Annotated in this window: 18 protein-coding genes and 1 pseudogene (1 of these 19 cut by a window edge); all 19 read left to right on the top strand. The window is 54.1% G+C overall.

Annotated elements, in window-relative coordinates:
* Positions 1–101: 101 nt before the first annotated feature.
* Complete coding sequence (locus tag E8D52_02695; protein TKB69979.1) at positions 102–3584, top strand: B12-binding domain-containing radical SAM protein; 3483 nt, start codon at positions 102–104, stop codon at positions 3582–3584.
* Positions 3581–4453: an SDR family oxidoreductase gene (locus tag E8D52_02690; protein TKB69978.1), complete on the top strand. Its 873-nt coding sequence runs from the start codon at positions 3581–3583 to the stop codon at positions 4451–4453. Before E8D52_02695 ends, E8D52_02690 begins: the two co-directional genes overlap by 4 nt.
* Before the next feature lie 126 nt (positions 4454–4579).
* Positions 4580–6811 carry a glycosyltransferase family 4 protein gene (locus E8D52_02685; GenBank protein ID TKB69977.1) on the top strand — a complete coding sequence of 744 codons (2232 nt, stop codon included), beginning with the start codon at positions 4580–4582 and terminating at the stop codon, positions 6809–6811.
* Positions 6748–7773, top strand: coding sequence for a hypothetical protein (locus E8D52_02680; GenBank protein TKB69976.1), 1026 nt, complete (start codon positions 6748–6750; stop codon positions 7771–7773). The genes E8D52_02685 and E8D52_02680 overlap by 64 nt, the downstream gene beginning before the upstream one ends.
* 96 nt (positions 7774–7869) lie before the next feature.
* Positions 7870–8607: a DUF268 domain-containing protein gene (locus E8D52_02675; protein ID TKB70356.1), complete on the top strand. Its 738-nt coding sequence runs from the start codon at positions 7870–7872 to the stop codon at positions 8605–8607.
* A complete protein-coding gene (locus E8D52_02670) occupies positions 8600–9355 on the top strand; it encodes a class I SAM-dependent methyltransferase (protein ID TKB69975.1) in 756 nt (251 codons plus the stop codon). Before E8D52_02675 ends, E8D52_02670 begins: the two co-directional genes overlap by 8 nt.
* Before the next feature lie 130 nt (positions 9356–9485).
* Entirely contained in the window at positions 9486–10235 is a 750-nt protein-coding gene (locus E8D52_02665; GenBank protein TKB69974.1) for an FkbM family methyltransferase, read from the top strand.
* Positions 10236–10367: 132 nt separating this feature from the next.
* A complete protein-coding gene (locus E8D52_02660) occupies positions 10368–11582 on the top strand; it encodes a hypothetical protein (protein ID TKB69973.1) in 1215 nt (404 codons plus the stop codon).
* 155 nt (positions 11583–11737) lie between these two features.
* The gene (locus tag E8D52_02655) at positions 11738–12628 is read left to right on the top strand and encodes a glycosyltransferase family 2 protein (GenBank protein ID TKB69972.1); all 891 of its coding nucleotides are present in this window, start codon (positions 11738–11740) and stop codon (positions 12626–12628) included.
* Between the two features lie 24 nt (positions 12629–12652).
* On the top strand, positions 12653–14620 hold the full coding sequence (gene asnB, locus E8D52_02650; GenBank protein ID TKB70355.1) for an asparagine synthase (glutamine-hydrolyzing): 1968 nt from the start codon (positions 12653–12655) through the stop codon (positions 14618–14620).
* The gene (locus tag E8D52_02645) at positions 14583–15740 is read left to right on the top strand and encodes a glycosyltransferase family 4 protein (GenBank protein TKB69971.1); all 1158 of its coding nucleotides are present in this window, start codon (positions 14583–14585) and stop codon (positions 15738–15740) included. The genes asnB and E8D52_02645 overlap by 38 nt, the downstream gene beginning before the upstream one ends.
* Positions 15737–16744, top strand: a complete 1008-nt coding sequence (locus E8D52_02640; protein ID TKB69970.1) for an NAD-dependent epimerase/dehydratase family protein — start codon at positions 15737–15739, stop codon at positions 16742–16744. Before E8D52_02645 ends, E8D52_02640 begins: the two co-directional genes overlap by 4 nt.
* A gap of 259 nt (positions 16745–17003) precedes the next feature.
* Positions 17004–18164, top strand: a complete 1161-nt coding sequence (locus E8D52_02635) for a glycosyltransferase family 4 protein (GenBank protein TKB69969.1) — start codon at positions 17004–17006, stop codon at positions 18162–18164.
* Positions 18165–18223: 59 nt separating this feature from the next.
* A complete protein-coding gene (locus tag E8D52_02630; GenBank protein ID TKB69968.1) occupies positions 18224–19546 on the top strand; it encodes an O-antigen ligase family protein in 1323 nt (440 codons plus the stop codon).
* Entirely contained in the window at positions 19543–20343 is an 801-nt protein-coding gene (locus tag E8D52_02625) for a glycosyltransferase family 2 protein (protein ID TKB69967.1), read from the top strand. Before E8D52_02630 ends, E8D52_02625 begins: the two co-directional genes overlap by 4 nt.
* On the top strand, positions 20340–21155 hold the full coding sequence (locus E8D52_02620; GenBank protein TKB69966.1) for a glycosyltransferase: 816 nt from the start codon (positions 20340–20342) through the stop codon (positions 21153–21155). Before E8D52_02625 ends, E8D52_02620 begins: the two co-directional genes overlap by 4 nt.
* The gene (locus tag E8D52_02615; GenBank protein TKB69965.1) at positions 21155–22312 is read left to right on the top strand and encodes a glycosyltransferase family 9 protein; all 1158 of its coding nucleotides are present in this window, start codon (positions 21155–21157) and stop codon (positions 22310–22312) included. The genes E8D52_02620 and E8D52_02615 overlap by 1 nt, the downstream gene beginning before the upstream one ends.
* Positions 22309–24207, top strand: coding sequence for a polysaccharide biosynthesis protein (locus tag E8D52_02610; GenBank protein ID TKB69964.1), 1899 nt, complete (start codon positions 22309–22311; stop codon positions 24205–24207). The genes E8D52_02615 and E8D52_02610 overlap by 4 nt, the downstream gene beginning before the upstream one ends.
* 69 nt (positions 24208–24276) lie before the next feature.
* Positions 24277–25188, top strand: a pseudogene (rfbB, locus tag E8D52_02605) (dTDP-glucose 4,6-dehydratase); it runs 816 nt beyond the window's last position.

Raw genomic sequence — 25188 nt, 5'->3', positions numbered from 1 at the left:
TACTCGCTCGCTTCCATCGTTTACCGCTGGAAGGGATAAATCGTGCGCAGGGCCGGGTCGTGTTGAAGCATCGATTCTTTAACTTTGATGTGAGGTAAGTGATGACCGATACAGCCGTCGTTTTGACTCTTAAGAAAGGCCATGCAACTGCTAAGGTTGAGGGGGCACGTGTCACGTTCAGTCCTCACCAATGCTTCGCCTTCGACAATGGGTCAGATGATGTGGCGTGTTTGCGTGCGCTTGGAGCGCATCTTATGACATTGCCAGGCCTGACCCTGGTTGGTTCGAAGAGGTTTATAGATTATCTCTTGCAGCATGTCCCTAGTCTCAATGCTCGGATTATCGGCGTTGTGTTGTACGAAAATCTTTCGGAGATGCACCAGCTGCATGGCTTAGCCAGTATCAAGCTTGGGGCGTTGCCCGTCGAAACGCAAACAGCGTTCCTCTGCGAAACGTTGGCGTTATCACGCATGCAGATGACGAAGCAGTTGCCTCAATCGGTCACTATAGTCGATCTCACGGTTTTGGCGGAGATTGCGCCCGACGTCATCCCGGCCCGCGGATGGACGCCGTTACCACGCAATATTTATCCGATCGAACTCCCAGAGGTCCAGTTCAGGAAGGATCTGGACGTGGCTATTGTCGACTGCCCCTCACGTAACCTGTCCTTGATGCCCAATGGATTGGGATATTTGAACAATGCCCTGAAGAAGACTGCGGTGTCCTTTCAGATCGTCGATCTCGACATTATCTCCTACCATCGGTTTCATGTTCACCGGCTCTTTGACATGGGTGGCTGCATCACGCTTCCTGGTGATTTGGCTTTGCCGGAGGATCCTTGGCAGGCGGAGCACTACGACCTGTGGACTGCAACAGGGGGAGGGGCTTCCGGTCCAACCGGGCGCAACGAAGTATTGGAGTTCTTCAGACCGGTCATCGACGAGACGATCGCGGCTTTGGTTGCAGCGCGGCCAAAAGTACTCGGGCTTTCGATCCAAGGATGCAATGAGGCGGCGGCGCGGGCGGTTGCGCTCGGCGTCAGGGCCCAGTTACCCGATATCATGATTGTGGTGGGCGGGTTCAGTTGCTACAACGCGGATGTCGGCCTTCGCGCATTTCCGGAATGCGACTACATGTGCATCGGCGAAGCAGACCTCACGGCGGGTCCGCTGTTAGAGGCATTGGCCGGGGGTGAGCGGCCGTTCAATCAGCCGGGTGTACTGTCCCGTTTCGATACGCCCGAATATTCTTATATTCCGGCGCCGATGATTCATAACCTCGATCAGATCGAATTCCCCAAGTATGAGTGGTGCGACCTGAGCGTGTACAGAAACTTCAATGACTACCAATTGACGCCCATTATCGCAAGCCGGGGTTGTCGCTGGTCGCGCTGTACGTTCTGCGCCGAACGGTTCTACTGGCGCATTCGTACCAAGGAAAACTTTGTGGATGAACTGGAGTGGTTGGTCGGACAGGGCTGCCATCTGTTCATGTTTAACGAGAGCGACCTTGGCGGTATGCCCGAGCGAGTCATGGAGATTTGTGATGAGATTATTCGTCGTGGTCTTCATCGGAAGGTAAAACTCACCGGCCAGCTCCGCGTCAACAGGAAGCAAAACCGGGCCTTCTTCGAGAAGCTGCGGGAGGCCAATTTTGTCGCGCTTCGTTTCGGGATCGACGCTTTTTCAGAGCGCACGTTACGGCTGCAGATGAAGGGATACACGACTGACATGATCACCCAGAACCTAAAGGACTGCTGGGAGGTGGGGATCTTTACCGAGGTTAACTGGGTCATCGGCGTTCCGGGAGAAACGGATCAAGACGTGGAAGAGGGGATTGATCTCATTCTCAAGAATCGTAAGTACATCGGTCGGCTGGCGAACATCAACCCGCTGATCTTGGTGAACGGCAGCGTTTACTGGATTGATCCGGCTTCCCACAACATTGTGTTGAAGGAACCTCAGGAAATAATGTACGAGAAGTATCCGAGAGCCCTTCCCGCAGACCAGTGGCACAGCACCGATCCGTACATCGACGCTCAGGTAAGAAAAGAGCGGTTTGAGCGTATCGTCCTTGCCCTCTACGATGCGGGATTTAATGTGGGAGCTTGGGCCCATCGGGTAATTGAGGACGTCAAATTCAATCGCGACAAAGCGCGAACTGGTTCAGCGAATGGCGACGCAATCAGCGCCGGAGAATTTGAAGTGGCGGGGGGTAAAGATTCCGGAAATATCCTGAGTCCTACGGAAGAGGAGCGGGCGCTTGAAGTTGCCAGCCAGCGGTCGCCTCTCGCTGAGGAAACCCCGGCGCGTCCAGCAAAAGCACTTCCTATGTACCCTGCGCAAGATACTCAAACGTTGGATGCCGACAAACCGTTGGCGGAGCCTCCGTTATTCGGGATCGTGGGAGAATCGCCCCGCATGGTGCGTAAAATGGACACGCATGTGATCCTTTTCTACAACGGCTGGTACTATGGCGTTCCCGCCGCACTGAGCAGTGTTGACGTGACAAGCCCTGAGTCGGACGCAATCGCGGGAATTCTACGGTATCCAACCGAAGAGGAGCTTGTCGCGGTTATTGAAGAGAGTGGTCGATGGGCGAATTCACGCGGTCATTACGATGATCAAAAGAAGCAGCGCGCGTCCGGATCCTATATGCGAGTGGATAGCGTGGGCGACATGTCTGAATCCGCGACGATCCCCAGCAAACCTCGCATCCTGCAATTCGGCAAGATGTATATTGCCGTGGATCAGGAAGCCTTAAAAAATCCGTTTGGTCGGAGATCATCGATCGAAAGAAAATCCAAGAGCACGGGAGAAAGCAAACGCAATGTTAGTGTATGGCGTCAGATGGCCGAGCTACTGCCTCCATCATTTGAAGAGGAGCTTCGGCGTCTCATCCGTCAGGAACGTTTTAACAGCGGAACCGGAGGGTACCTGAGTGATCTGCAACTTGCCCGTCTGCTCCCGCACGCGGTAGCTGTCGCCTATGTCAAAGAGCCGCTGAAGCGCATCATACGCCTTGTGACCGGACGGGGCACCGGTACCAAGACGACGTCCGGAGTGCCGGTACATGGAGAAGATTTCGCTATCCTCTCCGTCGCGACTAAGAATGCTCAACCGGAATTGTTGTGGACCATCGGCAATTACAACCTCGTGAAATTTGACGGCCTGTTCTACGGGGTGCCTCATGGGGCCTATGTGGAATGGGATTCCGGCTTGCTCGCGTCGATTCCCGGCATGCTGGTCGGAGAAGCCATTGCTGAAGTTGACGGGATGATTCGGAAAATCAGAGGGGAAGCGGGGGAGATTCCTGTCGCCACAACTGACGGTCGCTCCCGCGCGTCCGGGTTTACGAAATCGCCTGTTTTACTTCGTGCCATGCCGGAGGAAGGCTATGACGTCATTTCCTATGAAGGTTGGATCTATGGTATGCCGCATGCGTTAGGTTCTATTGATCTGACCGAGATCGACGTCATTGAGATGCCGGGGGTCATCCGCGACGTATCCCGTGACGCCGTTGAAAATGAAATCCTGGCGCTAGGCCAAAACAATAACAGGTCGTGTAGTGCCGTTGAAGTATGAGGTTGTTCCAGAAAAGCATTATAACGCCAGGCATTTTGCAAAACGTCCATCCGGCTTCTTGGCGGGAACATCGTTTCGGCTTGCCGCAAGCGAGATGGGAGCGGCTTAAGGGAAGAGATTTTTGGATAACGGGCGCGGGCACTGGGTATGGACGATGTATTGCACTGGCGCTTGCTGCTGCAGGAGCTCGGGTCTTTATTTCAGGGCGACGAATCGAGAAATTACGTGAAGCGGTGGACGAGGGCGCAGCGCTTGGTATCGATGTCAGGCGCTGTATCGCTGTTCCGGTGGATATTAGATCGGAGGACGATCTTGCCCGTGCGGTGAGAAATATCCAGCTCGTTACCCCTAGCCTCTATGGGTTGGTGAACAGCGCCGCCCTTCCTCAATCAGGAGAGACTGCATTCCCACTCACTGGTCAGAGTGCAGCCGCTTGGACGAATCTCCTGACAACGAACGTGACAGGGCAGTGGTTGACCTGTAAGGCGGCCATGCCACTCTTAGATCATGGCGACGGTTTTCGGATTCTCTTTCTGTCCTCTTTTGCGGGCTGGGCATCGACGCCGGGTTTCGGCTCGTATAATGTCAGTAAGTCAGCTCTAAATACGCTGGGGGCATCTCTTGCGGCCGAATGTGTGTTGAGGTATCCGAGCAAGGATGTTCAGATCAACGTGTTGGTGCCCGGCGAAGCCCGTACTGAAATGAATCAGGGATCGACGGAAAGCCCTTACGCGGTGGTCAGCATGGTACTGGTTCTGCTGTCACATCCGCCGGGTGGTCCTAACGGGTTCTTCTTCAATCGTGATGGGCGCCACCTCTCATTTGCATATACTCAAGAGTATCCCCAACCACTTTTGGCCGTGCACTAACGCACCACATCTGGAAGAGCCTGGGGTGTGGCGGCGAAAAGAACGACTAGTTTCTTAGTGTACGGCCGAAGCTGGTTGTGCAGTCTGGCACATCTCTTGGCCAATGAACCGGCGACATAACATAAAATGCCCAGTCCTCTCTTAAACGTCTCGATTCCTTGGAGTCTTAGCCACTACATTCCATTGGATGGATTTCATCCGATCTATCGGGCATTGTTCGATCATGTTTCGGAGAATATCAAAATTTCCGCCTGGGATAACGTCAAGCTCTATCGCAAGTTCCGGGATGATTCTTCTGTGCGCAGGACTGTGGTAGAGAGAGCAAAGTGGGAAGCGCATCGTCACGATCGAGGTGATGGAAGTTCTATTGCAAAGAGATATCAAGAGTATTTCTGGCCCCCTGATCACGTTCTGACAACCGCTCTCAAGGGGGACCTGGAATTTCATCATACCGCTCCATTTCCCTCCCTCAAACGACCATTTGTCTTTCACTGCGAGTCGTTTGCGCCAGTTCTGTTCCCGTTTGCTCAGCAAGGAAGTGGCAATGTTGAAAACCATGAAGAACTCAAGGAGCATTATCGAAGCATCTTTGCGAGTCCTCTGTGTCTCGGAATTTTTTCCCATGTGCCGGACACGCTTCATGCGCTGAGCTCGTTTTTGTCAGACTCAACCATCGACAGGAAATTGTTCTCCTCGAAGATGGGGTTAAGTGCCAATGCGTTCTCTATGCACGAAGCAGAGCAAAAACCATCGCTTTCCAGGCCGCGATTCTTGTTTATCAACTCTGCCAACCAGAATTCAGCGAATTTCTTTCGTCGGGGCGGGCACCTTGTCTTGCGGTTCTGGAAGGAGATTGTAGCTAGTGGTCGAGACGGCCTTCTGATGCTTCGTAGTACAATGCCCGGCGATGTCGAATTGCGCGAATATGGCGTTGATGTCTCCTGGGTCAAAGGTGAGATTGGCCGAAGTATCGTCTGGGATCAAGGCTATCTGACCAGCCATGAAATACAGTCTTTAATGGCCGGCGCGCATTTTCTCATGCTCCCCAGTGTGGCTCTGCATTCTGTCTCAATTATGGAGGCCATGAGGGCGGGAGCGCTTCCAATCGTGACTGACACTGTGGGGACCTCGGTATTCGTTCATGATGAGGAAAATGGGATTGTTCTGCGCGGCGTGCGAAATGAGGTCTGGCAGAAAGACGCGCTAACAGGCATTTTGGTCGACCACTATTATCGAAGGCCGGAGCTTGATCGTTTTCTTGTGGAGCAACTGACCACCCGCATATGCCGGCTTCTTGAAGATCATGACGCATATTGGGACATGCACAGGCGCACTATCGTCCATGCGCAAACGCAGTTTTTAGGGCAGAGTTTTGCCGAGAACTTCTGGGGCTCGGTTTCTGATCTCTACACGAAATTCAGAGGAACGTCTGACCTAACAGAAGTTGCTTCCGACAATCTGAAATTGTCCTTGAGCGATTGTACGATTCAGAATCATGGCTGGGCACGAGTGTTTGAAAGCCCTCCACAGCCGATGTTGCGAATTAAGACGGAGTTCGGCATGGTGTGGGAATTGAGCGGCGCCATGATTCAGACGTATGGAAATCCTCGCATCGAGCTGAATGACTGGTCGGTATTAGCCCAGTACTGTAAAAATGGCGCTCCGCCTGGGATGTACGCCAATACCTTGGAAGAACTGGAAGGAACATACCTTCACCCGCTCGGAGGGCGACGCGAAGGAGTACGGCGCAAGTTGGTTCAATGGATTTCAAAAATGCTCAGGCCATTTCCGGCCTTGTACCAGTATGCCGCCCAAGTTCTAGCGGTGTATCGTCGGCATGGAGGGCTCAGGTTTTTCAGGCCTCAGGCAGTACCCGAGATCGAGCTCGTTCGTCAGGGAGTAACCGGATACAACATTATTCGTCATCGTGATCGATACTATGCCATTCTCCAGCGAGAAGGGGATTTTTCTCCGGAGAAGGCCGAGGCTGGTGGCTATTCCTCATGTCATCGTGGGGATTCTGTCAGTGAGGTGCTCCGAAGTATTGCCGCAAGTGTTCCGGCGTTGAAGTTGTTCGCCTGCGAAGAAGACGCTGAACCGGCCCAGGTCGTTTTGAAGGGTTTTCATAATTTCAACATAGTCCGTCAAGGCAAGGAATTCTATGCCATCTTGCAAAGCGAAGGCGAATTTGCACAAGCACAATTGCTCTCAAAACGATCTATCCCCTCTTTCTCAGGTCTCTCGCTTGAAGAGGTTCAGCGCAAAATTCTGAGTACACTCACTGCCGAGGCGGCGTGGCTCCAAGATTGGGGAAATCCCGTCGATTCTATCGAAGCGGCGAGACGAGGCACCCGCTGAAGAAGCCCTCCATCCATTGTTGGGTCTACAATCATCAATTGTACGGGATTGGTGACCAGGTGAGCTTTGCGGTCACTGCTTTCCGACAGCACGGCTATCCGGTTTCCGTAGGCAGACAGCCACGCCGGTCGTCTCTGAATGTCGTCATTGAAGGTTTTCCCACCGAAAAGAGTAGAGATGTATTACTGGATTTTTGCCGATCATCACGGAAACGAGTCGCAGTGATCATGACCGAGCATTTGGATTTCCAACATGGCCAGATCTATTTCCATGGTGCCCCGCTTGGTAGTCAGAACGATTATATGCATTCGGCTACGATCTTGAAGCGGATCAGGCATCTCATGGAGTGCTTGCCCTATCTACGGTGTTTCTTTGTCTTAGGCGACTTGCCTGAATTGCGAAACATATCGGTTATGTTGCCTGGTCTAGATGTGCGCACGATCCCGTTCCCCGCCCTTGGGGATGGTCCATGCGAAGCGGTTGGTAAGGCGTCTGATACCGTTCACGATCTTGTGTTTACAGGGGCCATGACGGAATATCGGACTAAATTGCTTGCATTGTTGGAGAAGGAAGGCTTATCGGTGGCCTGTCCTCGGCAATTTATTTCAAGGAATCGCCGCAACGCCATCAATCGATCAGGGAAAGTGATCGTCAATATTCCACAGCGGGAAGGATGGCAATGGTTGTCACTGATGCGGATCGCTGCCGGGCTTCAAACGGGGAGAGCCACGATCTCATTGGGTACACAAGATGCCTCTCGTATCGCCTCATGTTGTACCCAGTTGGATATTCTGGATCATGATTGGGTGAGTAGGATGCAACAGTGCGTCGATGACTGGAAGTCGCTCTATTTGAGAGACCTTGTGAGCTATTCTGCCATGGCACAGAGGTTTGAGCGGGAAAGGCCATTTCCTCATGATGTTTTTGAATACTGGAGTATCACCGATCGAGTGTGCCACTAGTGGATTTCTATCGCTCACCGCTGTTCTTGAGCTGCTTCTATCAATGATGATCGTTTCCCTATCGTCTTCGTGAGACATCATTTCCGCAACAGTGCAATCGTTCGGTGGGGCGCGGCGTTTCTTGGTCCTCACCTCTTTACCAGCATTGGCGCATTGCCTCGCTATTTTGTGGAATGGAACACCTATAATAAGAGGGCCGCGACACAACAAATCTCGTTCCGCGATTCGTACCCATGTCTTGCCGATCGTGTCGTGGACACGCCGTTCGATCCACATTATTTTTTTCAAGCTGCATGGCTTGCGCGGCGCCTGCACGACGTGATGCCTCCCTTTCATGTCGACATCGGTTCGAGCGTGATGATGATCAATGTATTAAGCGCGACCACAAAAACCATTTTTGTCGATTATCGGCCGCTCCGCGTTCACCTTTCGAACTTCCTCCCGCTGGGTGGAGATATTATTCAGTTGCCCTTTCGTGCCGGAAGCATCACGTCATTGTCCTGTCTTCATGTCCTTGAGCATGTGGGACTTGGTCGATACGGTGACCCCATCAACCCTGAGGGGAGCCGGCTGGCAGCCACGGAGCTACAGCGGGTATTGAAACCGAGTGGGAGGCTCTTCCTCTCGGTGCCGGTTGGACGTGAGCGGGTGTGTTTCAATGCGCATCGAGTGTTTTCGCCGAGCACGGTCAGAGATTTCTTTCAAGAACTCCAGCTCAAGGCTTTTTCTCTCGTTGACGATGCCGGACGGTTGAACGAGGAGATTTCGCCGGAAGCGGCCGCCAATCTAGAGTATGGGTGCGGTCTTTTTGAATTTGTGAAGGCACGTGAGTAGGGGGCTACGAGCCTGGCTGGCTCAGAGCGAGCTGTTTGCCTATAACGTCGTACGGCGCGATCGATGGATAGCGCTACAGGCGTCGTTGGTGCCGAATGGGACCAGCGTGCTGGATGTCGGCGCCGGGTCCTGCCCGTATCGTGAGCTGTTCGCACACTGCGACTATCGTACCCAAGACCTCGCGCCTTTGCGGGGCGAGCAGCTTCGACATGGCGGTTATGGAGCACTTGATTTCGTATCGGATGTGACGGCCATTCCAGTCCCTGATGGCAGCTTTGGGGTGGTGCTTTGTACGGAGGTGCTCGAGCATCATCCTGAGCCCATCCGAGTGGTCTGTGAAGTGGCAAGGATTCTTCAGCCAGGAGGAACGCTCATTCTCACCGCGCCGCTCGGATCAGGAATTCATCAAGAGCCCTACCATTATTACGGTGGCTATACACCCTGGTGGTACGAGCGCTTTCTGAAGGCGGCTGGATTTGAGGAAATCACCGTTGAGCCGAACGAAGGATCATTTCGATTTTTCGGACAGGAATCATTACGGTTTATTCAAGCGACTAGTCCGTGGAGTACGAGCCTTCCGGTTGGGATTCGGCTGCTCTGGCTTCCGATGTGGGTCGTGCTGGTTCCTGTCCTTGGCTTAATCGTCCCTGTGTTATGCAAATGGCTTGATAGGTTCGACCGCGAGAGGCGTTTTACGGTTGGCTACCATGTGACGGCGCGGCGGGCTACTACGGCCTGTTCACTGTGAAAGTGTTCGGTGTCTTTGGGAATAGGGCTGAATATGATTGTGAGATGTTGTGGTTCTCCTGCACCCTGTCCATCTCTTCCAGATCGCCGAGCTATGGAGAAACGGTCCATGAATATAAGGAACGGGAGCTATGGGGCTAGTTAGTAGACTGAGGCGGCGGCTCAGTCATTTGGCCAATTGGGCAATCGGATCTGAAAGGGTCTCATACGCTCAGTGTGGGGAGGATCTCATCGTCGATTATGTATTGGCCGTGCTCGATGTCGGTAAAGTGTCCTATCTTGATATTGGCGCACATCATCCTCGATACCTCAGCAACACATACTATTTCTATAGGCAGGGTGGTCGTGGTGTGTGCGTTGAACCGGACCCGAATGCCCTGAGGGCATTCAAGCAAGTTCGCCCCCGTGATATCTGCTTGCCGGTGGGCATTGGAAGTGTGCCTGGCACGGCTGATCTTTTCCTGATGACCACGTCAACGCTCAATACCTTTTCCCGTGAGGAGGCCGAGCGGTATCAGGCTTATGGTACAGAACAGATTGAGCGTGTGATTCCGGTGGAGATGAAAACAGTCAACCAAGTTCTTGAGGGGTACTTCGAGTCGGTGCCAGATTTTGTGTCGATTGATGTAGAAGGGATGGATCTATCGATACTGAAAGGTTTTGATTTCGAGCGGTTTAGGCCGAAGGTGTTCTGTGTTGAGACGCTGACCTATACGGAAGATGGAGGCGAGGAGAAAATCAGCGAACTGCAGAGCCTTTTGCAGCAGAATGATTATTTGATTTATGCAGATACCTATATCAATACGATTGCTGTCGATCGCCATGCATGGGCAAGTCGGAAATTACTCCAGACCTGTAAGCGTGCTTCCACAAAGGCATAATGTCTTTGTGAGCCGGTATTCGATACGGATTTGCCGTAGAGCTTGTGAAGGCAATGAATGTGCCCTTTTCGAAGTATGTCTCGGTGAAGGGTTTATATATCTTTCCCGATCACGCAAGAGAACATTCCATTGATGCGCATTTTCTGTGTCTTTGGCCGGCACAACTATGGTGATCCTCTCCGTGGGGATGGGTACGAGTACGCAAATTTCCTGCCTGCATTTCGGGCATTGGGGCATGACGTGTCGTTTTTTGATTCCTGGGATCGTTCCGCCTATTGTGACTTTGCGGAATTGAATCGAGCATTTCTACGCCGAGTCGATCAGGAACAACCGGACGTAATCTTTTGTGTACTCCTGAGTTACGAGTTGTGGCGGGAGACGTTGGACCTTGTTCGGGCTAACGGGTCCGTTGTGATCGTCAATTGGGGCACGGATGATTCCTGGAAATATGAACAGTTTTCGCGCTTCGTGGCCCCGCATCTCGACTGCTATGCGACCACCTATCCGAAGGCAGTCGAGAAAGCCCATTACAATGGGTTAGACAACTTTGTCCTGACTCAGTGGGGGGCAAGCCGTGACACGTTGGTTGAGCCGTTGCCAGCTCGACAGTGTACGCACCCTGTGACGTTCGTGGGCAGTGCGTATGGCAACAGAAGGAAGTGGATCGAAAGCCTACGTGCCAGAGGCATCCAGGTCGAGTGCTTCGGTCACGGTTGGCCCACAGGGCCAGTCTCTGCAACGGATCTTCTGCGTATCTACCGTGAGTCTATGCTCACCCTGAACTTCGGAGACTCGGGTATCCAATTTCGTGGTCTGTTGCCGTACCGAAGCCGTCAAATCAAGGCGCGCGTATTCGAAGTACCAGGTGCAGGTGGTTGCCTGCTCACTGAACCCGCTCAGTACCTTGAAGAGTATTTTCGCATCGGTGAGGAAATCATCGTATTCGATGGTCTGGATGAACTTGCCGAGCGCATTAATTATTTTCTGGCTAATCCTGAACAACGAGATGTCATTGCACACCGAGGATTCGAACGAGTCAGCACGGAGCATACATATGACCGGCGATTTGAGGAGTTGTTCGAGAAACTGGCGCAACAGGCTACTCAGCGACCCATCCGATCCATCGATTGGCCGACTTTTGAACGAGTTGCCAGTCGGCACAAGACTGGCCCATGGTTAGCATGGCTCAGGACTCTATGTGTTTCATGCGCTGCGTTGATCTGGGGGAAACGACGGGGTGCTCGTGCCGCGCGTCGGCTGGCCTTCGAGTTGTCCTGGCGCTTGCGGGGAGCCTGGACCTACAGCGCCGCCGGCTGGCCTGGTCGGATGTTTTACAGGGAAAGTTAACAGGATGTTGAAACAGCTCTCCGGCTTTGTTCTCGTATCGCTCAAGACATCAACGTACCAACCACGTACGTCTCGGCCTTTCGCTCACTGCGGCCTCGCTGGAAGACCTTTTTGAACATCCAGCATCAACGCCATTTGTCGACTATCCACTATAAATGAATGCGAGCCCTCTGGTTACAGTGGTGATGTCGGCGTACAACGCGTCGGGGACTATCGACCTTGCGTTGCGGTCGATTCTTGCCCAAACGTATCAAGACTGGGAACTGATCGTTGTCGACGATGGCTCGACCGATCGGACGGCGGAACGTGTGATGTGGGTGAAGGATCCCCGAGTCCGATTTATTCAGGAACCATCCGGGAATATGGGCCTGGCGTCGCGGTTGAATCAATGTATGCGTCTGGCGAAAGGACAGTATGTTGCCCGGATGGATGCCGATGACGTGTCGTATCCTTGGCGGCTTGAACGACAGGTGCGGTTTCTTGAAGCGCATCGGGACATTGATCTGCTGGGGACCGGCGCTGTGATTTTCAAGGGAGAAGGCGAGATCCTCAGCTGTTACCCAACGGCAAGCTCACATGAGACTGTTTGCCGTAGGCCATGGTGGGGATTTCCGCTTGCCCATCCGACATGGATGGGCAAGCGGGCCTGGTTTCTCGCACATCCCTATTCTGATCAAGATAGTCGGTGTGAAGATCAAGCACTCCTGCTGCAATGCTTTGCCCACAGTCGTTTTGCCGCGTTGGAGGAAGTGCTCTTGGGCTATCGCATGGCTGAAATCAAAGCTGCAAAGCTGGGCCGTGGTCGGCTCAACTATTGCCGTCGGCTTCTTGCTAGGGTGCATGACTGCTCCTCATTACGGTGGGCGATGATGGGTGTGGGTGTGCATAGCGCCGCTTTTGCAAGAGACGTGGTCCTTCAGTTGGGTCGCACGGTTGGGAGCGGATCTCACAGGTCCTGGGGGTCTGTTGGTCAAGCAGAGAGAGACCAGTGGCAATCGGTGTGGGCGGGGTTGGCTCATGAACAGACAATACTCACGCATACCTGACTATTCAGTTTGTTCGGTACACTGATGTGTGGCATTGCCGGAATGATGTCCTATCGGGGCACTGCGTATAGCCATATTGTTTCAGGAATGGTCAAGAGGATTGGTTATCGAGGTCCTGACAATTCAGGAGTATGGTGCGATTCCGACTACGGACTTGCTCTTGGCCATGCCCGCCTGTCGATCCTGGATCTGTCTTCTGCCGGTCATCAACCCATGGAATCAGCTTCCGGTCGATATGTGATCGCATTCAACGGTGAAATCTATAATCATCTGGAACTCCGGGGGCAACTTGCGGGCCTATCGTGGCGCGGGCATTCTGATACTGAGACGCTGTTGGCGGCCTTTGAAACCTGGGGTGTGGAAAAAACGCTTCAGGCCGCTGCGGGGATGTTTGCTTTGGCTCTCTGGGATCGTGGCGAGCGACGCCTGATCCTGGCTCGTGACCGAATCGGAGAGAAGCCGCTCTACTATGGGTGGTCCAACGGGACGTTCCTCTTTGCCTCGGAGCTGAAAGCGTTGGAAGCCTACCCAGACTGGCGCGGTGAAATTGATCGGGAGGCCTTGGCCTTGTTCATGCGCTATGCCTATGTGCCGTTACCATACTCGATTTACACTGGGATTCGAAAACTCTTACCTGGAACCTATGCGACGATCGCTTCCACCTGCGTGCCCGGATACTGGCCGGAACCCACACCCTATTGGTCTGCGGCGGCGGTTGCGAAACAGACCCGTCGATCCGATTGGACCGATAGCATGGCCGAGGATGAGCTAAACCGGTTATTGAGTGGTGCCGTCAAGAGACAAATGATAGCCGATGTACCTCTCGGTGCGTTTCTCTCAGGTGGTATCGACTCCTCCACCGTCGTGGCACTTATGCAGGCGCACTCATCCCGTCCTGTCAAGACCTTCACGCTAGGTTTCGGTGAAGATGACTACAATGAAGCGCCCGGCGCGAAGGCTGTCGCTGAATATCTGCGAACAGACCATACCGAATTCTATGTGAGTCCAGCCGACGCCTTGGCGGTGATTCCGTTCCTGCCGTCGATATATGACGAACCATTCGGCGATTCGTCCGCCATTCCAACCCATCTTGTCGCGAGATTGGCTAAGCAACAGGTTATGGTCGCGCTTTCCGGGGATGGAGGTGATGAGTTATTTGGGGGATACAATCGGTATTCGTGGGGAAGCTCGATCTGGCGTCGAGTTGAGCGAGTACCTGTCTCCATGAGAGCGATGGCGGCATATGTGCTGACGGTCCTGTCGCCTGAGCAGTGGGATAGGATCGGCAGAATATTGAAGATGGGGCTTCCAGCTTCCCTCCACCTGTCGACTCTCGGGGAAAAGGTTCATAAACTTGCCGCAGTTTTGGATTCGAATAGTCAGGCGGAATTGTATCGGCAGCTCGTGTCGCTGCAGCGAGAGCCCGTTTCCTTGGTCATCGGTTCTCATGAAGCACCTATATGGGCTGACGACCAAGCAAGACAGATCGCAAAGCAGGATTTCAGCGAACAGATGATGTTCCACGACTTGGTGGGGTATCTGACGGATGACATTTTGCCTAAGCTGGATCGAGCTGCCATGGCGATCAGCCTAGAAACACGTATGCCCCTGCTGGACCATCGCGTCGTGGAGTTTGCCTGGAGTCTTCCGCTTTCGATGAAGATCAGGACAGAAAGCCAGGGGAAATGGCTGCTTCGCCAGGTATTGTATCGCTATGTTCCAAAGCACTTGGTTGAACGGCCCAAGATGGGGTTTGGCATTCCGTTGGACTCCTGGCTCAGAGGCAGCTTGAGGGATTGGGCCGAAGCGCTGTTAGATGAATCGCGGCTCCGGCATGAAGGGTATTTTAATCCTGCTCCAATCAGGAAGAAATGGCAGGAGCACCTCTCAGGTCGGCGCAATTGGCAGTATTGGCTCTGGAATGTGCTGATGTTTCAGGCTTGGTTGAGCGCTCATGGCAAATCATCCGCGCCTTCTGTATCTCATCACTGAAGACTGGTATTTCTGGTCTCATCGTCTCGACCTGGCGCGAGCGGCACGGGAAGCGGGCTACGAGGTCATTGTGGCGACTCGTGTGACCGATCACGGAGAACGAATTCGAGGCGAAGGGTTTCAGCTCGAACCGTTGGAGATGGTCCGTCGGAGCCGCAATCCGTTTCGCGAGGTGATGGCCATCGCCTCGCTCGTGTGGCTGTACCGGCGCGTCAGACCCGATGTGGTCCACCATGTGGCCATGAAGCCGATTTTGTACGGATCTCTGGCGGCGTGGTGTACCAGAGTCCCGTCCGTCATCAACGCATTCGCCGGTCTTGGGTATGCTTTTATGGATGAACGGAACGGGCTGTTGCGTTGGTGCGTGAAGACGGCATTCAGATCCGTACTCCGTTTGAGCCATTCCGTCGTACTGGTCCAAAATCAAGATGATCAGGATCGGCTCGTCGGAGAGGGGGTGGTCCCTGCATCTCAAATGAGGGTTATTGCCGGTTCAGGCATCGATATTGCGGCTTATTCCATGCAGCCGCAGACATCCGGTATTCCGGTTGTTGTGCTGCCGGGACGCATGCTCTGGGACAAAGGCGTCGGAGAATTCGTAGAAGCCGCCAGACAGCTGAAGCAAAAAGGCGTTCATGTTCGGTTCATTCTCGTCGGTCGACGGGATGAACATAACCCAGCGGCTATTCCGGAAATCTGCCTGAAGGAGTGGGTGCAGGAAGGGGTGGTTGAGTGGTGGGGACATCGAGAGGATATGCCGGCTGTCTATGCAGCGGCCATGCTCGTCGTGCTGCCGTCGTATCGAGAGGGGCTTCCCAAAGTGTTGTTGGAAGCGGCAGCCTGTGGCAAGGCCATAGTGGCCACGGATGTTCCCGGTTGTCGGGAGATCGTACGGGATCGGTTTAATGGGTTGCTGGTTGCCTCGAAGGATTCTACGGCGTTGGCGGCGGCCATGGAGGAACTGCTATCCGACCAGGCGTTGCGAGAAGTTATGGGACAGCGAAGTCGGACCCGTGTTCTGGCGGAATGGTCTAGCCCACGGATCACAGAACAGGTACTAGGCCTCTACCGTGACATGGTGACGGCCTCGGCGATAGATCGTTCTCATGGATATGCATGAGCAAAGTGCTGGTAACAGGTGCTGCAGGGTTTCTGGGAGCATCGCTCGTCGAAAAGCTCTGTCGTTTAGGCCATCACGTGCGGGTTGTTCTTCATGATTCGCAGCATCCCATCTCACAATTGGGAAATGTCGAGACGGTGGTCGCCGACATCCGCGATGCGACGAGTGTGCAGGATATAGCGGATGGCTGCGGAGCCATCGTGCATCTGGCGGCCAAGGTCCATGCGCTCGATGATTCAGGAGAAGAGCAGGACTATGAAGCCGTCAATGTCGACGGGACGAAACACATCCTGGATGCAGCCGTGAGGTCCGGGGTCAATCGTATCGTGTTTGCCAGTTCGGTCAAAGTCTTCGGTGAAGAGACGAGGGAGTGTGTTGATGAAACACAGGCTCCCCATCCCAAGACCGCCTACGGCCGGTCAAAATGGCTGGCGGAGCAACTTGTCTCGGAGTATGCAGTGCGACATGGTCTCACTGCTGTCTCGCTTCGTCTTCCGATGATCTATGGTGCGACAAAGAAAGGCAACCTGTATCGGATGATCGAGGCGATCGATCATGGGCGGTTTCCGATTTTGCCTCGTCTCTCGGCGGTCCGGAGCCTCTTACACGTCGAGAATTTCGTACGGGCCGTATTGCTGTGTCTTCGCGCGCCATGCTTTCAGCGGGCGGCGTACGTCGTTGCCGATTCCGAGCCATATCGCGTGACCGACCTTTACGACTGGTTGCGGGCCGGACTAGGGAAGGCGCCTCCGCAATGGCGCGTGCCGCTCTGGATGCTCAAAAGCGGCGCGCGATGCGGCGATGTGCTCCAGGCTATCAGTGGGAGCCCTGCTCCTTTGACGACACAGCAATTGACCAAGCTCATCGGCTGTGCCTGGTACAGCTCAGCGGCCATCACGCATGAATTAGGATATCAAGCCGCGTATTCTTTCGAGCAAGCGGTCCCTGATCTGATCGCGTTTTATCGTGGAGCCCCTCGGCTTGACAGCCGGAGACCCTGTTGAGTCTTCGGCGACACCTCGCCGTAGGCGCGGGTGATGTGGGCGTCCGGGCTGTTGAGACGATCTCATCGGCTGGATTCTTGTGTCGCCTACGTCCGAGTAGACCGAGTGACACCCTCGGCATATCCAGGTTCGAAGGCTCGTGCGTCTTGATTTCAATGTCAAAATGAGTCATAGAGCTTGCCCAAGCCAGCGAGGTCTCTTCTGGTGTAGAGGCAGGACTTTTTTTAGCGTTGCAACCTAACAAGGCCGCACTGTCAACATGTCGATCATGATGATCGCCTTCCCAGGAGTCTTTGCATTTGTACTGGCCTGGTGGTTCACCAACCGGTTATGTTTGCCAGGATCATTGCTCTCCATCCTTGCTCATCCCAACGAACGAACATTGCATTCCATGCCGACTCCCCAGACGGGCGGGTTAGCCGTCATCGGCAGTGTGGTGATCAGTCTCATTCTGGCTGCCAGTGTGTTGGCGATTACCCAACCCTCGAAAGCTGTGTTACCGAAAGGTGTGGCTTCAGGGAGTCTCTGGATCGTGGTGTCAATGCTTTTCATTTTTGTCGTGTCCTTCATCGATGACTGTATCGGTCTTCCCGCCGTGCTCCGATTGGGTGTCCAGGCCGTCTCCGCGTTCATCATTATCGGGGGTGTGGGCTTAACCTTATCGTCCATCCCAATACCGGGGGGACCGAACATCCTGCTTGGAATAGCCACCATTCCGGTGAGCGTCCTCGTCCTCCTGTGGATGGCGAACCTCTATAACTTCATGGATGGTATGGACGGCTTTGCGGGCGGAATGACGTTTTTTGGGTTTGGATTTCTCGCATATTTTGGGTGGCAAGCCCACTTCCCGGTCATGCTCATCATCGCCGTGTTCGTGGCAATGGCCGCTCTGGGATTTCTCACTCATAATTTCCCTCCCGCGCGTATCTTCATGGGCGATGCAGGGAGCATCACGGTCGGATTCTTGGCGGGGACATTGATGATCCTTGGTGTTCGGGACGGAATATTCGAGCTATGGGTCCCGATCATGATCTTCTCCCCGTTCATCGTGGATGCAACGATCACGTTGATCCGGCGGGTGCTCCGTCGCAAAAAGATTTGGCAAGCTCACCGTGAACACTATTATCAACGGTTGGTTTTGAGCGGATGGACCCATCGTCGGACCGTGCTTACAGAGTATGGAGTCATGATTCTGTGCGGAGGACTGGCCGTTCTGTATCATCACTCGACGGACAGCTGGAGGCTCGTGATTCTTGGCGTGTGGGTGGGTGTCTTTCTCGTTCTCGGGAGGCTGGTGCATACATTTGAACAACGACGAACCGCTTCCGGAACGGCTCACAGTCTTGCTGCATCCGGTTCCAGCACTTCTGTGTCGGTTGTAGCGCCACAAGACTCTGCAGCGGGCATCGTCAAAGTGTAGTCGATTCTTCCCGAACGCCACGGTATCCAATTATTTCGAATATCTGTGATCATCCTCGCATGCAAGAAATGAGTTGGGGCCTTAATCGCTTGCAAAGAGAAGCGAGACGAGCGGCAGGTTGGGCGACCACGGCTTTGGGATTCACTATTCCTATATGGGTTGTGGCGGACGGTATTCTTGTTATCTTACTTGTCGCCTGCTGGGGTGTCAGTGGAAATTGGCGGGAACGAGGTCGTCGAGTTATTTCTAACCCCGTGGGGTTGAGCGCCTTGTTACTCTTTGGCTGGTTGCTTGTGGGAACTCTATGGGGAATGGGTTCGCTAGGGGAAAGAATGCTTGCGGTGAAAAAGTATGCTGATCTCCTACTCATTCCGCTATTGGTTTCGATGGCGATTGATGTTCAAGAGCGTCGTCGCGCGGTCCTGGCCTTGGCGGCCTCATTAGTGGTCACGTTGCTGATGTCCTTTGCTTTGAACGTGGGGATTCTTCCAACCGGTGGGCTCATTAATTGTGATCCTTTCAACCCGTGTCTATTAAAAAAGCAGATTCCTTGTGATCCATCCATCCCCTGTATTCCCGACAATTACCATCCCGTCTGTGAACCTTCTAACCCGTGTGTATTTAAAAAGCATACTACCCATAACATACTCATGGCATACGGTGTGCTATTGTTCGGGGTCTTGGCCTGGAAGTCCACGCGCCGATGGGTACGATGGACGTGGGTGGGGGCGTCATGCCTGGCTGCGGGTAATGTTGTATTAATGGTGCAAGGCCGTACGGGGTATGTGGTGTTGGCCGGGCTTGCTATGGTGGCCTTTCATATGTATTTCGGGTGGCGAGGTATGGTGGCGGCGGTCGTCGCCATCTGTGTGACATTTTCGGCTGCCTATCAGGTCTCGACATCGTTCCATGATCGGGTTGACCTTGTTGCTACCGGTGTCGCGCAATGGAATCCCCAGACGGCTACGTACGATGGGGTGACCGAGCGAATGGAATTTTTTCATTACACCGTCGAGATCATTCAGGATCATCCTCTGATGGGCGTCGGTACCGGGGGGTTTACACAAGCCTACGCTCTACATGTGCAAAAACTTGGCCTACCTGTCCCAACTCATCCGCACAATCAATATCTCCTGGTCATGGTGCAAGTCGGCATCGTCGGGCTCGGCCTGCTGTTCTGGCTTTTTGCCCAGCAATGGAGATTGGCGTCCTTTGCCGGCGATGCGACCTATGGACTGCTTGCCAGAGGGTTGGTGGTCACCATCGCGATCGGCTGTCTTTTCCAACCCGCGCTCAATGACCACACCGAGAAACTGTTTTACTGCTTGTTTTCCGGTCTCATGTATTCTGGGACTGATCCGCAACTGGATGCCAGGACATGAGCATTTCGGTTTATATCATCGCCTACAATGAGGCGAAGAAAATCTCCGATACGATTAACAGCGTACTCTGGGCCGACGAAATCATCGTGGCCGATTCTGCCAGTACCGACGAGACGGCGCGGATTGCACAGGACTTGGGAGCCCGCGTTGTCCAGGTTCCGTTTCATGGATTTGGCCATCTTCGAAATCAAGCCATCAAATCCTGTACACATGAATGGATTTTTAGTCTTGATACGGACGAACAGTGCACACCGGACGTTCGTGATGAAGTCCTTATGATCCTTTCCGGAACTCCCGCGCACGACGCCTATCTTGTGCCGAGGCGGAATTATTTCATGGGTCGCTGGATCAAGCATTCTGGCTGGTATCCAAATTTCCGCCAACCTCAATTGTTCAGGAAAGGGTCGATGAAATACGTGGAGTCTCCCGTCCACGAGGGGTACGAATTACTGACTGCCAAGCCGGTTGGACGACTGGAACATGCGATTTGGCAAATTCCGTTCAGGGACTTCGAGGAGGTCGTGAAGAAGGCCAACCGGTATTCGTCGCTTGGGGTTCTGAAACTCGCCGACCAACGAGTGTCGATGGCTACCGCGTTGTTACATGGTATTTGGTCGTTCCTCAAGCATTACGTCGCAAAGCGAGGGTTTTTGGACGGCTGGCCTGGGTTTGTCATTGCCTTTGGAAATTTCGAGGGAACGTTTTATCGGTACGCTAAACGGTTTGAACAACAAGAGATGTGGGCGCTTCCAAAACAGGCGCCTCTTCACCGCCGCAGCAATTCACCGTCGAAATGAAAACAACGGTGATCGTGACGACATACAATCGTCCTGATGCGCTGGCGGTTGTATTGGAAGGCTACTGTGGCCAAAGCGATCAAGCGTTTGGGCTTGTGGTTGCAGATGACGGATCGAACGAGGAGACCGCTGAGGTCGTGCGGCAGTTTGTGCGGCGCGCACCATTCCCGCTGACCCATGTCTGGCACGAAGACCGTGGATTTCGCGCCGCCGCCATCCGCAATCGCGCCGTCGCATCGACGGACGCCGACTATGTGGTGTTCACAGATGGTGACTGTGTCCCTTCGCGCCATTTCGTGCGTGTCCATAAGCAACTGGCTGAGCCAGGGTACTTCCTCGGATCGAATCGTGTGTTGCTCTCGGCTGGGTTGACGAGCCGTGTCCTGAACCAGCGGCTGCCGATTCATGCGTGGAGAGGAGTCGATTGGATACAGTCCTGGTTTCGGCGCGAAGTCAATCGCGTACTTCCGCTGATACAACTGCCCGATGGTCCGTTTCGAAAATGGACGCCGGATCGTTGGGAAGGCATCAAGACGTGCAACTTTTCTGCTTGGCGGGCCGACCTCATTCGTGTGAATGGATTGGACGAATCGTACGAAGGGTGGGGGTTAGAGGATTCCGACTTGGTCATTCGACTGCTCCATGCCGGAGTGAAGCATAAGAGCGCGCGCTTCGCCTCGACGGCGTTTCATTTATGGCATCCCGAGCAGGATCGCATGAAACTACCAGCTAATCAGAAGCGGTTGGAGGATCTTTTGCGGTCGACAACCGTGAGAGCCACCATTGGCCTAGATCAGGGTGGTGGTCTCTGATGTCGACCGACGAGGTGCTCTGTGATGAGAGTGCTGGTTATGAGATGAAGCGGGATATACGAAGCGTGCTGGTTGTGTGTACGCGTCGGATCGGAGATGTCCTGTTGGCGACGCCGGTCGTGCGATCCCTCAAGCGTGCGTATCCCGAGGCCACCATCGACATGCTCGTGTTTGAAGGAACACAGGATGTGGTGGCTGCGAATCCCGACGTCCACCGAACTTTGGTGATTGCTGAACGTCCGCCGATTGGCCCTCATCTGGCACTGCTTCGTTCTCTCTGGCGTCGATACGACCTCGCCCTGTCGGTCTTGGCTGGTGACCGTCCGACGTTTCATGCCTGGGCCGCGGGACGATATCGTATGGGCACGCTATTGGACGATAGGAAATCGTGGTGGAAACGAAGGCTGCTCCATGAATGGGTTCCTTTTGACAATCTCCATACCCATACCGTCGCCATGAATCTCCGGTTACTTGCGCCGTTGCAGATCAAACCCTTTGGAACACCTGTCGTGAGTTGGACCCACGGGCACGAAGAATCCGTTCATCGCCTGTTTTCTCGAATACGCGCTTCTCAGCGATACGCGGTGTTCCATGTCTCGCCCAAGTTTGCCTATAAGACCTGGACCGCCGAGGGGTGGGTGGCGCTTGGGCGGTGGTTGATCGACCAGGGGATGGCGGTGGTTGTGACAGGCATGGAATCAGCCGAGCAGAGGTATTGTGAACAGGTCCTCCACGGGTTGCCTGATGCGGTCAATCTCGTCGGTCTTCTGACGTTACCAGCGCTCGGCTATCTCCTCAGCCGAGCGGTCCTTTATGTTGGGACGGATACGGCTGTCAGTCATATGGCAGCTGCGGTCGGTGTGCCGGCCGTGGTGCTGTTCGGACCGTCAAATCCGGTGAAGTGGGGACCCTGGCCAAAGGACTTCCCGGCAACAGCGCACGGTCCATGGCGCAAGCAGGGATCTCAGCGACAGGGGAATGTGTTTCTGCTTCAAGGAGAAGGCGATTGTGTGCCGTGCCTTGCTGAAGGCTGCAATCGCCACGTCAACAGTTTGAGTGACTGTCTCCAGCGAATGTCTGTGCATCGGGTCATCGAGGCCGTTGAAGCCATGCTCCGGGAGCGGGAGATCAACGCCGGAGTACCAACCAGCGTATGAAACAGTCAGCCACGAAACTCTTCCATTCCCTCACGAGACGATTTGGAGATCGGGTACTCAGGTACCGGTCGATTCTCGTTATTGGCGTGGAACTCTTATTGATTTTCGCAGCGAACCTGACTGCCTTTGCGCTGCGATTCGATGCGGATGCCCCTCCCGAGTATCGGAGGATCATGTGGGATTTTATGCCTGCCGTGCTGCTGATGTATGGTACCGGTTTGTGGTTGTTTGGGATTCAGCGCGGGCTCTGGAGATATGTCGATCTTCGCGATCTCTGGAGAATTCTACTAGCCGCATTGAGCAGCTCCGCGGTGTTTTATGGGGTGATCCATCAACTTGGCGGCGTGACGCAGTATCCTCGATCCTTGATCATCCTGACGGGGCTGTTGACGGCGCTGTATTTAGCAGGGATCCGATTGGCTGTGCGGGGGTTCCGGGAGTGGCTTCAGATATTTGATCCGGGCGCGCGCCGGGTGTTGATCGTCGGCGCAGGACATGCGGGTGAGCTGTTAGTCCGGGACATGCTGTACGATGCGAATTATCGCTGCTGCCCGGTGGGGTTCGTCGACGATGATCCGATCAAGCGCAAGATGAACATTCATGGGATTCCTGTTGTGGGAGTCATTTCGGATATCAAGAAGGCCGCTGAACGGCTGAAGGTCGACGAGATCATCGTGGCCATTCCTTCCGGTTCCACAACCGTGAAGCAAAAGATTCTTGCTGCGTCAGAAGGCTGTTCAGTGCCGATCAAGACGTTACCCGATGTCAAACAAATACTCGGTGACCCCGTCTCTCTGCAGCACGTGAGGCCGATGAGTCTGGAAGATTTGCTGCAGCGTGAGCCGATCCAGACAGATCGCCAAGAACTATACCCTCTCATATCCGGGAAGACGTTGCTCGTCACTGGAGCGGGAGGTTCGATCGGATCGGAATTGTGCCGGCAGATCGCGCAGTACAATCCCCAGTCACTCGTCTTGTTCGAACGGTATGAAAATGCGCTTCATTCGCTCATGCTGGAGTTGAAGGCAGCGTTCCCAGCCGTGAAGATCCTCCCGGTTATCGGAGATGTCACGGTTCCCGACCGCGTGTCGGAGGTGTTCCAACAGGCCGGACCGGATATCGTGTTTCATGCCGCGGCACACAAGCATGTTCCACTGATGGAGCTGAATCCGAAGGAAGCGATTCGCAACAATGTTCTCGGGACTCGTGTGGTCGCTGAAGCTGCTCTGAAAGCAGGTGTGGATCGATTCGTCTTGATATCCACCGATAAGGCCGTGAATCCATCGAGCGTTATGGGAGCGACCAAGCGGATTGCCGAGCATGTGATGCAGGAGTTTCAGCGAACAGGCTTGACCAAGTTTACGGTTGTGCGGTTCGGCAATGTATTGGGTAGCAACGGGAGTGTGGTGCCGCTGTTTTCTGAACAAATCCGTAAGGGCGGTCCGGTGACCGTGACTCATCCAGAGATCAAGCGATTTTTCATGACCATTCCGGAGGCGGTGCAGTTGGTGCTGCAGGCGAGTGTGATGGGGCAGGGTGGAGAGGTGTTCGTTCTTGATATGGGGGAACAAATCAAAGTCGTCGATCTGGCGAGAAATATGATTGTGCTGGCCGGCCTAGTTCCGGACAAGGATATTCAGATCGTGTTTACTGGTCTGCGGCCGGGAGAGAAGTTGTACGAAGAACTATTTGAGGACAGCGTGCACGTCGAACGGACGACCCATCCAAAAATTCATCGAGCCGGAGGCGCATCCATCTCCACAGGCGAGCTGGATGACTGGTTAGAGTCGTTGCAGGCCAATCTTCCGAAGTGTGATGAAGGGACGCTGCTCCATGATCTCAAACGGCTTGTGCCAAGCTTTGAATCGGTTTCACCTCAACAGGTGTCCCGATAGGTGCCGAAACCATTTATCGATGTCATTCACGCCTCGTCCGATTGCGGCGCATAAGCTCACAAGAGGAACATGAGTATCCTGGTCACCGGCGGAGCCGGATTTATCGGCGCCAACTTCGTTCTCGACTGGCTGGCACAGCATGATGAGCTCGTCATCAATCTTGATAAGCTCACCTACGCTGGCAATCTGGAGAATCTTGTCAGTGTGGAAGGAGATGCGCGGTATATCTTTATGCGAGGTGATATCGGGGACACGGCACTTGTCGACCGACTGTTACAGGAGCACCGGCCTCGGGCCATCATCAATTGTGCCGCCGAAAGCCATGTGGATCGCTCCATCCAGGGCCCTGGGGATTTCATCCAGACCAACATCGTTGGCACCTTTCACTTATTGGACTCCGTACGTGCCTATTGGGATGGGCTGGAGAGTGAGTCCCGGCAACGGTTCCGTTTTCTGCACGTCTCCACCGATGAGGTCTACGGTTCTCTCGGCAAGGATGACCCGGCGTTTAGCGAAATGAATCGCTACGAACCCAATAGTCCCTATTCGGCCAGCAAAGCTGCCAGTGATCACCTCGTGCGTGCGTACCACCACACCTACGGCCTGCCAGTGCTCACGACCAATTGCTCCAATAACTACGGGCCGTACCACTTCCCCGAAAAACTCATCCCGCTGGTCATCCACAATGCGCTGGCCGGAAAATCGTTGCCTCTTTACGGTGACGGCCAACAAGTCCGTGACTGGCTCTATGTCAAAGACCACTGCAGTGCCATCCGTCGGGTGCTCGAAGCAGGACGTGTGGGTGAAACCTATAACGTCGGTGGGGCGAATGAACAAACTAACCTCGTGGTCGTTCAGACCCTCTGCGACATTCTGGATGAACTTGCTCCACCGGCGACAGGCCACTTATCCCTGACCAGCTACCGGTCTTTAATCACCATTGTGAACGATCGTCCAGGTCACGACCGCCGCTATGCCAGC

Origin of the sequence: Nitrospira sp. (assembly GCA_005116745.1) — a bacterium.
In the GTDB taxonomy this organism is placed as follows: Bacteria; Nitrospirota; Nitrospiria; order Nitrospirales; family Nitrospiraceae; genus Nitrospira_D.
This window is presented reverse-complemented; position numbering and strand designations above follow the sequence as displayed.

Bases quoted from the DNA above. Each gene is read 5' to 3' on its own strand.
- E8D52_02610 (TKB69964.1), top strand. From the start codon at position 22,309: ATGAAACAGTCAGCCACGAAACTCTTCCATTCCCTCACGAGACGATTT.
- E8D52_02690 (TKB69978.1), top strand. From the start codon at position 3,581: ATGAGGTTGTTCCAGAAAAGCATTATAACGCCAGGCATTTTGCAAAAC.
- asnB (TKB70355.1), top strand. From the start codon at position 12,653: ATGTGTGGCATTGCCGGAATGATGTCCTATCGGGGCACTGCGTATAGC.
- E8D52_02635 (TKB69969.1), top strand. From the start codon at position 17,004: ATGTCGATCATGATGATCGCCTTCCCAGGAGTCTTTGCATTTGTACTG.
- E8D52_02665 (TKB69974.1), top strand. From the start codon at position 9,486: ATGGGGCTAGTTAGTAGACTGAGGCGGCGGCTCAGTCATTTGGCCAAT.
- E8D52_02615 (TKB69965.1), top strand. From the start codon at position 21,155: ATGTCGACCGACGAGGTGCTCTGTGATGAGAGTGCTGGTTATGAGATG.
- E8D52_02620 (TKB69966.1), top strand. From the start codon at position 20,340: ATGAAAACAACGGTGATCGTGACGACATACAATCGTCCTGATGCGCTG.
- E8D52_02645 (TKB69971.1), top strand. From the start codon at position 14,583: ATGGCAAATCATCCGCGCCTTCTGTATCTCATCACTGAAGACTGGTAT.
- E8D52_02655 (TKB69972.1), top strand. From the start codon at position 11,738: ATGAATGCGAGCCCTCTGGTTACAGTGGTGATGTCGGCGTACAACGCG.
- E8D52_02630 (TKB69968.1), top strand. From the start codon at position 18,224: ATGCAAGAAATGAGTTGGGGCCTTAATCGCTTGCAAAGAGAAGCGAGA.
- E8D52_02640 (TKB69970.1), top strand. From the start codon at position 15,737: ATGAGCAAAGTGCTGGTAACAGGTGCTGCAGGGTTTCTGGGAGCATCG.
- E8D52_02695 (TKB69979.1), top strand. From the start codon at position 102: ATGACCGATACAGCCGTCGTTTTGACTCTTAAGAAAGGCCATGCAACT.
- E8D52_02625 (TKB69967.1), top strand. From the start codon at position 19,543: ATGAGCATTTCGGTTTATATCATCGCCTACAATGAGGCGAAGAAAATC.
- E8D52_02685 (TKB69977.1), top strand. From the start codon at position 4,580: ATGCCCAGTCCTCTCTTAAACGTCTCGATTCCTTGGAGTCTTAGCCAC.
- E8D52_02660 (TKB69973.1), top strand. From the start codon at position 10,368: ATGCGCATTTTCTGTGTCTTTGGCCGGCACAACTATGGTGATCCTCTC.